Consider the following 10361-nt stretch of genomic DNA (forward strand, 5'->3'; position numbering starts at 1 on the left):
GGCCCGCTTCGTGCGGTCTTCGAGAGAGCAGCGTACGAAGGGGCGTTGTGCCCCAGCGGGGCCCACGTTCCGTGAGCCCCGCGGTACTTCTTCGCCAGCTGGACGTGGCCTGGTCGCCGCGTCTGGCCGGGTCGGTCAGGCGGAAGATGTGATGGCCCTCGCCAGCCGGGGTACGAGCACGGCGGCGTTCTCGTCCAGCGCGGAGCGCGTCGTCTCGTCGAGGAACGCCAGGCCGGGACCAGGGTCATTGGTGTCTTCCGGCAGCGGCAGGTTCGGCCAGTCGGTACCGAAGACGATCCGGTCCGCCGGCGCCACCATACGGGTCGTCCGGTAGGCGATCTCGTTGTTGGACAGGCCCGTGTCGTAGTACAGACGCGACAGGTACTCCAGAGCCCCAGCCGGCGCCTTCTGCGCCATCTGCGGTTCACGCACCGCCAGCGAGGCGATCCGCTCCGCCAGGAAGGGCGCCGTGCCGCCGCAGTGCGCCACCTGCCACCGGATCCGCGGGTAGCGCTCGAGAATCCCGTTGTAGATCAGGTTCGCCAGCACCCGGGTCGTGTCGAAGGTGAACTCGTACAGCCACGGCGGATGCTCCAGCGCCGTACCGCAGGCGGGCATGGAAGGATGCAAGAAGACGTAAGCACCACGGCGGTCCAGCTCCGCGTACAACGGCTCCCAGCTCTCGTCCCCCACATAGGCGCCCCGGTAGTTCGTCATCAGCAGGACGCCGTCCAGCTCCAGGACGTCGAGGCTGTGAGTGAGTTCCGTGAGGGCCGTGTCGACGTCCGGCAGCGGCAGCACCGTTAGGCCGGCGAAACGGTTCGGGTGGGACGCGACCGTCTGCGCGAGTTCCTCGTTGACCATCCGCGCCAGTTTGCCCGCCTGGGCTCCCTCCGCCCTCTGCAGGCCGAGGGCCATCGGGGACAGCACCGCGCCATCGATCTCGTAGCGGTCCATCATGCCCAGAATCGCGTCTGCGGTGACCACCGGCACCCCGGGCACACCGGCCGGAACGGGGGGAGCGGGCAGGCTCTGCGAGCTGATGTGTACGTGAGTGTCGATCCTCATTCGGGCTTCACGCAGCGGTTGCGCTGCACTCCGAGCCCGGTGATCTCGCCCTCCATGACATCGCCGGGGACGAGCCAGCGGTTGCCGTGGTGTCCGGCGTTGCCCGCCGGGGAACCCGTCAACAGCAGGTCACCGGGCTGCAGCTCGACGAGGGTCGAGGCATGAGCAACGAGCTGCTCGACCCCGAAGATCATGTCATCGGTGCTCTCGTTCTGCATCACCTCGCCGTTGACCTTCAGCGTGATGCGCAGGTCCCGGTAGTCGGGGATGAACTCGCGGGGCACGATGTAGGGGCCAGTGGGGAAGAACGTCGGCCGCACCTTTGACATCAGGTAGTCGGTCATCCCTGTGTTGGGACGGTGCATCACCTCGCGGGTGCTGATGTCGTTGGAGATCGTGTAGCCCGCGACATGGTCCAGCGCGTCCTTCTCCTTGATGTGGAAGCCGCCGCGGCCGATGACCACGGCGAGTTCCAGCTCCCAGTCGTGCTGCTCGCCCGGGCCCCACAGCACCACGTCGTCGGTGGCCCCGCTCACTGCGCTCGGGAGACCGGCGAAGACGAACGCCTCACCGTCCAGGCGGCTCCGCCCGAACTCCCGGCCCGCGGCGAACAGCTCCTCGTCGGAACGCGTGTCACCCTGCTTGCGCAGCAGCGCGGCGTGCAGCTGCTCCAGGTGCGTGTAGTAATTGGCGCCGCCGCACAGCACCTGGCGGGAGGCCACCGGCGGGTGCGGGTGGAGGCTGGCGAGCGTCGCGCCGTTACCGGGGGGTGCGACGGCCAGTTCGTGGAGCCGGCTCAGGCAGGCGTCCCAGTCGTTCAGCATCGACAGCGTGTCGCTGAACTCCGCCCGCAAGTCGTACACACGACCGTCGACTACCAAACCGGGAAAGGGAACACCATCCGTGCCGGAGAATGTACCTAGTCCGAAAGTCATGCGCATACCTTCCTTTACGGTGGGACCCACGTCCAAGCCCTCGAATAGTGACTGGCATAAATGTGAGACATTTACGTCAGTCATCGCGGATGAAATTACCGACACGCGACCAATTGGGCGGAGTCAATCGAAGCACCGGTCGCTGATGCCCTCGACTCGCACGCTTCGGAACCACCGGACACTTCCCCGCTCTTCACGGATCGGAAGTCAGGGCGGCTCCGCCCGTTCCGACTAGGCTCGATGCTCGTACGACCGAAACGTCACTCACACCACAGTCGGATCGGCGACCATGCAGGGGGCGGTGTCGTTTTCATGACCACTTCCGCCCTCCCCTTCCGCAGAAGATAGCAGAGAACGCAGAGGGAAAGACCTGGGGAAAAGCACGCTCATCCATCCGTGACATGACCAGAAGCAATGACCGACGGTTCAATCCTCTACGAGGCTGGGCCGCGAGGACGATTTAGAAGCGGCGAGTAAACGGAAAGAGCAACCCACCTCGGACCGCCCTACAGATGTCGCGACTCGCCGCGCGATCAGCCTCTTGAAGCTCAAGATCGAATGACGATGTCTCAGTCCGGGCGATGGGCAGCATCAAGACTGTCGGCCGCGCGCCCCGCGCTGCGCAGGCACCGCTCCCCGCGCAGATCAAGCGAGTTCAGATCGTCGCCCTACTTGCGTTTCCCTGACGTTGCACTACATTTATCGTACGGTACGGTACCTTACTATAACGACGGATACACACTCGCGAACGGTGCCTCGCGAGTCGGCGATCCGAGCCGCCAGGCCCCACAGAGCCCGCGACCGCCGGGCCCCAGACCTCAGCATCAAAGCAGTCGGACTTCACGACGAGCCGCAGAGAGAGCCGTCCTCAGCCATCACCGGCGGGAAACGGCCCGGCGTGACGTCCCCGTTCCTTGGCTAGGTGATCATGACGTCAGGCGTGAATCTCCGGAAGTTCGATCTCAACCTGTTGGTGGCGCTCGACGCGCTGCTTCATACCCGCAGCGTCACCAAGGCAGGTGAGCAGCTGAACCTCACGCAGTCGGCCGTCAGCGCCGAGCTGCGCAGACTACGCCGCATGTTCGATGATGAGCTGCTGGTCCGAGTCGGCCGCCACTACGAACTGACGCCACTCGCGCGGGGCCTCATCGAGCCAGTGGAAGACGTGGTCGCACGGGTCCGGCGCACGATCGAACACCGAGTCACGTTCGATCCCGCCGTGGCATCCCGCCGCTTCTCCGTGTTCATGTCCGACTACACGATGCTGCGAATTCTCCAGCCCGCTCTGTGCCGTACGGCAACCCAGGCGCCAGGCATCGGACTGGAAGCACGTCAGCTCAACGACCTGGTCCCCCGGATACTGGGACAGAGCGGCGCCGACCTCGTCATCGGGCCGGGCCTCGATCTCGACGGTGTCCATTCGCAGCGACTGTCCACTGAACGGTTCGTATGCATCGTCTCCGCCGACAATCCGGACGTCGGTGAGGAACTGCCGCTCAGCCTGCTCGAGTCCCTTCCCCACCTCTCCATCGCATGGCAACCGTGGATGAGCGCTCTTCTCACACAGAAGCCCGGAGCCGGATCGCTCATCGCCGAGCTCTCCACCTTCATCGGTCCTCGTCCGGCGGAGGATCGAGGTGCCGTCCGCCATGCCGACGTCGTTGCCGACAGCCTCGTACTGGCGCCCTTCCTCGTGCAGGGAACCCGGCTGGTCGGACTGGTCCCGGAGCGCCTCGCTCACCGTTTCCGTGATTCGGCCGGACTCAAGGTGTTCGAACCGCCGTTTCCGATACCGGAGATCCACGAGACGATGTACTGGAGTGATCTGGCCCACACCGATCCGGCGCACTCCTGGCTGCGGCGCATGATCGCGGATGTCGCCTCAGCTTCGGCCGACCTTGGCTCGCCCCTCTCACCTGGTCAATCTCGTCTGGAGTCCGATGACCGGGTGCTCTCCGCAGTCGGGGCACTCTGAGACCCCTTTCCGTCAGCTGCTCCGTGTCACGGGGCGTACAGCACCTTCCGAACACATCCGAACCCCCAGGGCTGCGCCGGTAGTCGTCGGGGCCCTGCTCGGTGATGAACCCACCCGAGCCACGCTCCTGTGTCTCGATGGGGGTGTCGAAGGTCGTCGCTCAGGAACGGGCGCACCCTCGTTCACATGCACCGTCCGGAAATCGCGCCCCCGCCAGCCTTTGCTGCGTGCGTCCCCGACCGCCGCCGGGGTGACCGGTCAGACCGGTGGCGCGATGAAGGCGCTCTTGTCGGGGTCGTTGAAGGCCTCCTTGCCGGTGTTCCCCTCCATCGGGTCGTTGGCCGTCCCCCACTGATCCGAGATGTTTCCCTTGGACGGGTCGTAGACATGCGGGTGCCAGGTGTCCTCGTCCAGCACCTCCAGCTCCGTCGTGTACTCGACCATGTTGCCCTGCGGGTCCCAGAAGTAGCTGAAGGTGTTGTCGCCGGCGACGTGCCGACCCGGCCCCCACAACATCTTGGTACCGGCCTTCTTGACCCGGCCCGTGCCCCGCATGTACTCGTCAATGCCGCGCATCTCGAAGGAGACGTGATGCACCGACATGTGCGGCCCCTGGGCGATCGCCATCGAGTGGTGCTGCGAGTTCACCCGCATGAAGTGCATCGCGTCACCGATCTTCGGGTGGTAGATCGTGTCCGACAGCGCGAAGTCGAGGTGCCGCTCGTACCACTCCCGGGTCTTGTTGAGGTCCGTGGAGTTCAGCACCACGTGCGACAGGCGCACCGGGATCGACTCACGCTCCTCGATCTTGCGGTGCTTGCGCGGCGCCACGTCAGCGGACACCTCCACCGTGCGGCCGTCGACGTCGAAGAACCGGAAACCGTAGCCCCCGCCCGGGGTGTCGATCCGCCCCGGCTGCGTGATCAGTTGCACGCCGCCCGCCAGCAGCTTCTCCGCCAGCGCGTCCACGTCCAGCGTCGTCGCGGCACCGTAGGAGACCAGGTCCAGCCGCTTCTCCTCGGCCTTCCGCAGCCGCACCACGTACTGCTCCGGGCTGCCCTCCGCGGCCAGGAAGGAGATACCGGAATCCTCCGCGACCTTGGCCAGGCCCCAGACCCCGGAATAGAACTCGAGCTCCTTGTCGTAGTCCGGCACGGCGATGTCCACATGCCGCAGATGGGTGATAAGGCGCTTGGTCATGATCGTCCCTCGGTGAAATAGGATGCAGATTTGCGGCACAGCATCGCCGTAAATAGCCTCTGGGACGTCAAGTCTGCCAGCGGTCATACACGTCATGAAATTGATTCCGTTAATGCTGCGTATTCATGGGGCCACTGACGCGCACTCCGCACTCCGCTGACAGAACGCTCCCGCATCCCTGGTGCGAAGCCCGTTCATAGCAGGTATCGACACCACACGTTTGTCACGTCGGAGCAACAGCGGCAAAGTGGCATGAGTCGTCTACGGGTACGACCGTCACACGGCACAGGAATTCAGGAATCCTGTCAATGGATCACCAGGAAAGAGCCGGCAGTGACTGTTACGAGCTTCCGGGAGGCCGAACTACCCCACTCGGCGGCGCTGTCGCGTCCAGTCTCCCGGGGCACGGACGGTGAAGCCCGTCGCCCCGTTCTCCAATTCGTTGCCCGTGGGACGCGCTGGGCGGCGCGCTCCCTGGTACGACATGCGCGGGCCGAGCCCGGCTGCGGTCGCGGAGAACTGTTCCGCATCCGAGCGAACAGGGCGAACGCGGCACGCGACGGCTGTGATCGCCTCGCCGAGCGCAAGCCGTCAGCCACGTTCGCACCACTGCAGCACAGTCACTTGAAGCCACAGCACTTACCTCCGCGCCTCCACGACTTCGGCTCGCTCGGTGCCTGGCGGACAGAGTGATCCGGTCGCGGACTCCCCAGAGGCCCGAACGCACCGCGTAACCGCGGTCGGTTCCTTCGCCGTAGCCGACAGACCGTTTCGCCCGCCGTTCCCAAGTCACTTCGATCTTCTGCGCATCCCGCGGCCTAGGAGGGCCCATGTCGTACTTGTTTTCCGAAGACCCCAAGCCGCAGCCGGCCTCTCCTGAAAACCAAGCCGCGAACGCTGTGTCCGTCTCCGACAAGCTGATCGCGCGTGCGGAGGAGTTGGTACCGATCCTCGCCGAGCGCGCGGCCCGGACCGAGGAGCTGCGGCGAGTACCGGACGAGTCGGTCCGCGACCTCATCGACGCGGAGCTGATCCGGGTCGCCACTCCCCAGACCTACGGCGGACACGCTGTGGACATCGACACTCTCTTCGAGGTCGGCTGGCGTCTGGCCCAGGGCTGCGGCGCCACCGGTTGGTTCTACACCGTCACCCAGAGCCACAACTGGATTATCGGAACGGCTACCGAAGAGGCCCAAAACGAGTACTTCGCCTCTCCGGACGTGATCTCCTCCTCCGCCTTCGCACCGACCGGGAAGACCGAGCGGGTGTCGGACGGCTGGCTCATCTCCGGTCGCTGGCCCTTCTCCAGCGGGGTGGACCACGCGGAGTGGGTGTACCTCGGCGCGCTGGACAAGGAGGTCAAGCGCCTCGCCTACCTGCTGGTACCACGTGCTGACATCCGGATCGAGGACGACTGGTACCCGGCCGGTCTGCGCGGCACGGGCAGCAAGAGCGTGGTCATCGACGAGCCCGTCTTCGTGCCGGAACACCGCACGCTGTGGCCGGGCCCGGCCGCTCCCGAGGCCCGCGACCGGCACGGCCGCGCCTCCTACGGGGCGCCGCAGTCCCAGATCATGCCGTTCGTGCTGGCCGCCCCGCTGATCGGGATCGCGCAGGGTGCCCTGGACGAATTCACCGAGCGGACCCGCAACCGCACCGTGATGCCCGGCCGCCCCAGCGCGGCCGAGGGCACCGCGGCACAGATCCGGCTCGCTCAGTCGTCCGCCGAGGCCGACGCGGCTGTCGCCCTGCTCCGGGCCGACCTGCGTGATCTGATCGCGTTTGGCGCAGCCGGCAAGCCGCTGACCGATCTGGAGCGCGCCCGGTTCCGGCGCAACCACGGCTACACCGCCCAGCTGGCCGTCAGCGCCGTGGACCGGCTGTACTCGGCCTCGGGCGCGCGCGCCATCCTCAACCCCAGCCGGATCTCCCGGATGCACCGCGACGTCAACGCCGGCTCCCACCAGCTTGCCCTGACATGGGACAGCATCGCCGAGCTGTACGGCCGGGTCCGGCTCGGCGTGAAGCCGTCCATGGAGGTGTGGTGACGGTCGGCCATCGCACCAGCGGAAACCCCAGCGGGACACACCTCAAGGAAAGCAGGCAGTGATGAGTTCGGTGGAGATCAACGGCGGATCCGTCGTCTACGAGATCCTGGGCGAGGAGGACGGGATACCGGCCGTCCTGACGCCGGGCGGGCGGGCACCCAGGGGCTTCCTGCGGTCCCTGGGTGAACGCCTGGCGGAGAGTGGGATGAAGGTCCTGATCTGGGACCGTCCCAACGGAGGGGAGTCGGACATCCAGTTCTCCGACCGCTGGCCGACGGAGTCCCACATGCACGCCGACACCCTCCAGCAGCTGATCAAGCACCTGGCCTGGGGGCCGACCATCATCGTGGGTGCCTCCGCGGGCGCCCGGGTCTCGATCATCACCGCTCTCCAGTACCCGGAGGTGACTCGCGGCCTGTTCCTCTGGCACATCGCTGGCGGCATCTACCCCACCCTGGCGCTGGGCAACAGCTACATCGTCGAGAACATCGCCATCGCCCGCAAGGGCGGCGTCGAGGCGGTGACCCAGCTCCCGCACTGGAAGCAGCGCATCGAGCAGAACCCCCGCAACAAGGAGCGCTTCGAGGCGCTGTCCGACGAGGAGTTCATCAGGACCCTCAAGCTGTGGCTGTCCGCCTTCGTGCCGACCCCCGGCCAGGTCATCCCCGGCGTGAGGGACGACGACATCGCCTCGATCGCCGCCCCCACTGTCATCATCCGCAGCGGGCAGAACGACGAGGAGCACCCGCTGCTCACCTGCTACTCGGTCCACGCACTGATCAGGGGCTCCCGCGTGGTGGAGCCGCCGTGGGCGGAGGACGCCTGGGAGAAGGCCTTCGCGAACACGCTCAAGACCGGCGGTCCCAACAACGCCTTCGACCTCAACGCCCAGGCGGCACCGCTGATCCTGGACCTCGCCCGCACGACCACGGCCGACGAGGCCTGACGTCAGGCGTCGAACGCCGACGTAGATTTCAGGCAGGGAGGACTTCACATGGACACCGTCTTCGAGGACGCGAAGACGGCGATCGCCCAGGTACGGGACGGGGACACGGTCATGGTCGGCGGGTTCGGCCCCGCTGGCCTGCCCGTACGCCTGATCGACGCGCTACTGGACAGCGGTCGGCGTGACCTGACCATCGTCAGCAACAACCTCGGTCAGCCGGGCCTGGGACTGGGCGCCCTGCTCCGGGCCGGACAGGTACGCCGGGTGATCGGCTCCTTTTTCTCCGGCAACCCCGAGGTCGCCGCCGCCCAGCGCGACGGGCATCTGGAGGTGACCCTGCTCCCGCAGGGCACCCTGGCGGAGGCCATCCGGGCGGGCGGAGCCGGCATACCGGCGTTCTACACACCCACCGGCGCGGGAACCGTCCTGGCCAAGGGCAAGGAGACACGGGTGTTCGAAGACGGCCGCGCCTACCTCCTGGAACGGGCCTTGCACGCCGATGTCGCACTGATCCACGCCCACCAGGCCGACCGCCTGGGCAACCTGACCTACCGGGGCGCGGGACACAACTTCAACACCGCGATGGCGACCGCCGCCCGCCTGGTCCTCGCCGAGGTGGACGAGGTCGTGGAGGTCGGCGAGCTGCCCCCTGCGGAGATCACGACTCCCCACCTCTATGTCGATGCTGTGGTGGTGCCCTGATGAGCAGAGTGTCCGATGTCAAAGAGCTGATCGCCGGCCGGGCCGCAGCCGAGCTCAGGGACGGCGACGTGGTGAACCTCGGGATCGGCATCCCCACGCTCATCCCCTCCTTCCTGAACGGACGCCGCGTCCATCTGCACAGCGAGAGCGGCCTGCTGGGAGTGGGCCCGCCGGCATCACCCGAAGAGACCGACCTGAACCTGGTGGACGCGGGCCGGCAACCGGTCACCGTCACCCCAGGCGCCTCCAGCTTCTCCAGCGTCGACGCCTTCGCGATGATCCGCGGCGGCCACATCGACGTGACGGTCCTCGGGGCGCTCCAGGTCAGCCGACGAGGTGACCTGGCGTCATGGATGGTCCCCGGCCGCGACGTACTCGGTGTCGGCGGCGCCATGGATCTCGTCGTGGGCGCCAAGAAGGTCATCGTCGCCACCACACACCGCGACTCCTCGGGACGCTCCAAGCTCGTCCCGGAATGCACCTACCCGCTCACCGCCGAGAACGAGGTCGACGTCATAGTCACCGAACTCGCCGTCTTCGACGTGCAAGACGGCGAACTCGTCCTGCGCGAACTGCAGCCCGGCGTCACGAAGGACGAGGTGGCCGCAGCCACCGACGCACCGTTCACCTCGGCGATCTGAACCGACACCGAAAACCATCCGACTTCCGCAGGACATGGAGAACTTCACGATGGCCGCACCAAACGTACGCCGAGTGGTGACTGGGCACGACAGCGAGGGCCGCGCGGTCATCGCCAAGGACCACGTTTTCGACGAGCCCAGCCAGTTGGGACGCGTCATCTGGTCCACCGTCACCAGTCCCGCGGACAACACGGACGAGACGGACGGCTCCGAGCGGGCGGTGGGAGTCACCGCCCCGGGCGGCACGGTCTTCCGCGTCGGCCAGCTCGAGCCGGGTGGCCGCTCCCCCATGCACCGCACCAACTCGGTCGACTACGGCCTCGTCCTCAAGGGCGAGATGGGCATGGAACTCGACGGCGGAGATGTGGTCCGGCTCAAGGCCGGAGACGTCGTCGTGCAGCGGGGCACCAACCACGTCTGGTTCAACGACACCGACGAGCCCGTCGTCATGGCGTGGATCCTGATCGACGCGGAGCCCGTGAAGATCGGTGACCGGGTGCTCGAACCGACACCGTTCCACCGCCCGACGAACAACAACTGATTCACACCCAAGCCCATTACGGATCTCTCGTCCCGTCCCCGGCCCGCACTGGGCTCCAGCCGCCCGCCACGTGGAACCTGAGCGGGCGGCATTGAGCGGTGTGCATCGTGAAGTTGCTGGTCACGGGTCTGGTGTGAATGGCGAGTTGGGTACTCGTGCCGGTCGGCGGCCGATGACCACGGCGTAGGTCATCGGGCAGGTCCGGCTCCGGCGGGATGCCGGGTTCGGCTGCGCCCACGACCGGCCCCCGCCTACGATCCGTCAGCAGGTCGGCACGCCGTGAGAACGCGGGAGGGCGCGGAGGA

At 66.7% G+C, this 10361-nt stretch carries 9 protein-coding genes; 6 read left to right on the plus strand and 3 right to left on the minus strand.

Going from position 1 to position 10361, the window contains the following annotated elements:
• Nucleotides 1-135: 135 nt before the first annotated feature.
• Both ACIQPR_RS47155 and ACIQPR_RS47160 read right to left on the minus strand, forming a co-directional pair.
• The gene (locus tag ACIQPR_RS47155; protein ID WP_403663339.1) at nucleotides 136-1068 is read right to left on the minus strand and encodes an amidohydrolase family protein; all 933 of its coding nucleotides are present in this window, start codon (nucleotides 1066-1068) and stop codon (nucleotides 136-138) included.
• Entirely contained in the window at nucleotides 1065-1931 is an 867-nt protein-coding gene (locus ACIQPR_RS47160; protein WP_403663342.1) for a fumarylacetoacetate hydrolase family protein, read from the minus strand. Before ACIQPR_RS47160 ends, ACIQPR_RS47155 begins: the two co-directional genes overlap by 4 nt.
• Nucleotides 1932-2931: 1000 nt before the next feature.
• Between ACIQPR_RS47160 and ACIQPR_RS47165 the strand changes: the two genes are divergently transcribed.
• A complete protein-coding gene (locus ACIQPR_RS47165) occupies nucleotides 2932-3978 on the plus strand; it encodes a LysR family transcriptional regulator (RefSeq protein WP_403663346.1) in 1047 nt (348 codons plus the stop codon).
• Between the two features lie 258 nt (nucleotides 3979-4236).
• Here the strand turns inward: ACIQPR_RS47165 and ACIQPR_RS47170 are convergent, their stop codons facing one another.
• Nucleotides 4237-5178 carry a VOC family protein gene (locus ACIQPR_RS47170; protein ID WP_403663349.1) on the minus strand — a complete coding sequence of 314 codons (942 nt, stop codon included), beginning with the start codon at nucleotides 5176-5178 and terminating at the stop codon, nucleotides 4237-4239.
• A gap of 830 nt (nucleotides 5179-6008) precedes the next feature.
• Here ACIQPR_RS47170 and ACIQPR_RS47175 point away from each other — a divergent pair.
• The 5 genes from ACIQPR_RS47175 to ACIQPR_RS47195 all read left to right on the plus strand — a co-directional run bounded on the left by ACIQPR_RS47175 (nucleotide 6009) and on the right by ACIQPR_RS47195 (nucleotide 10056).
• Nucleotides 6009-7226 carry an acyl-CoA dehydrogenase family protein gene (locus tag ACIQPR_RS47175; RefSeq protein ID WP_403663352.1) on the plus strand — a complete coding sequence of 406 codons (1218 nt, stop codon included), beginning with the start codon at nucleotides 6009-6011 and terminating at the stop codon, nucleotides 7224-7226.
• A gap of 61 nt (nucleotides 7227-7287) precedes the next feature.
• Nucleotides 7288-8172, plus strand: a complete 885-nt coding sequence (locus ACIQPR_RS47180; RefSeq protein ID WP_403663355.1) for an alpha/beta fold hydrolase — start codon at nucleotides 7288-7290, stop codon at nucleotides 8170-8172.
• A 48-nt stretch (nucleotides 8173-8220) separates the two neighbouring features.
• On the plus strand, nucleotides 8221-8874 hold the full coding sequence (locus ACIQPR_RS47185; RefSeq protein WP_403663358.1) for a CoA transferase subunit A: 654 nt from the start codon (nucleotides 8221-8223) through the stop codon (nucleotides 8872-8874).
• Nucleotides 8874-9515, plus strand: a complete 642-nt coding sequence (locus tag ACIQPR_RS47190) for a 3-oxoacid CoA-transferase subunit B (RefSeq protein ID WP_403663361.1) — start codon at nucleotides 8874-8876, stop codon at nucleotides 9513-9515. The genes ACIQPR_RS47185 and ACIQPR_RS47190 overlap by 1 nt, the downstream gene beginning before the upstream one ends.
• 49 nt (nucleotides 9516-9564) lie before the next feature.
• On the plus strand, nucleotides 9565-10056 hold the full coding sequence (locus ACIQPR_RS47195) for a cupin domain-containing protein (RefSeq protein ID WP_403663364.1): 492 nt from the start codon (nucleotides 9565-9567) through the stop codon (nucleotides 10054-10056).
• The last annotated feature ends 305 nt before the right edge of the window (nucleotides 10057-10361 follow it).

The organism is Streptomyces sp. NPDC091280, assembly GCF_044768565.1.
GTDB lineage: Bacteria > Actinomycetota > Actinomycetes > Streptomycetales > Streptomycetaceae > Streptomyces.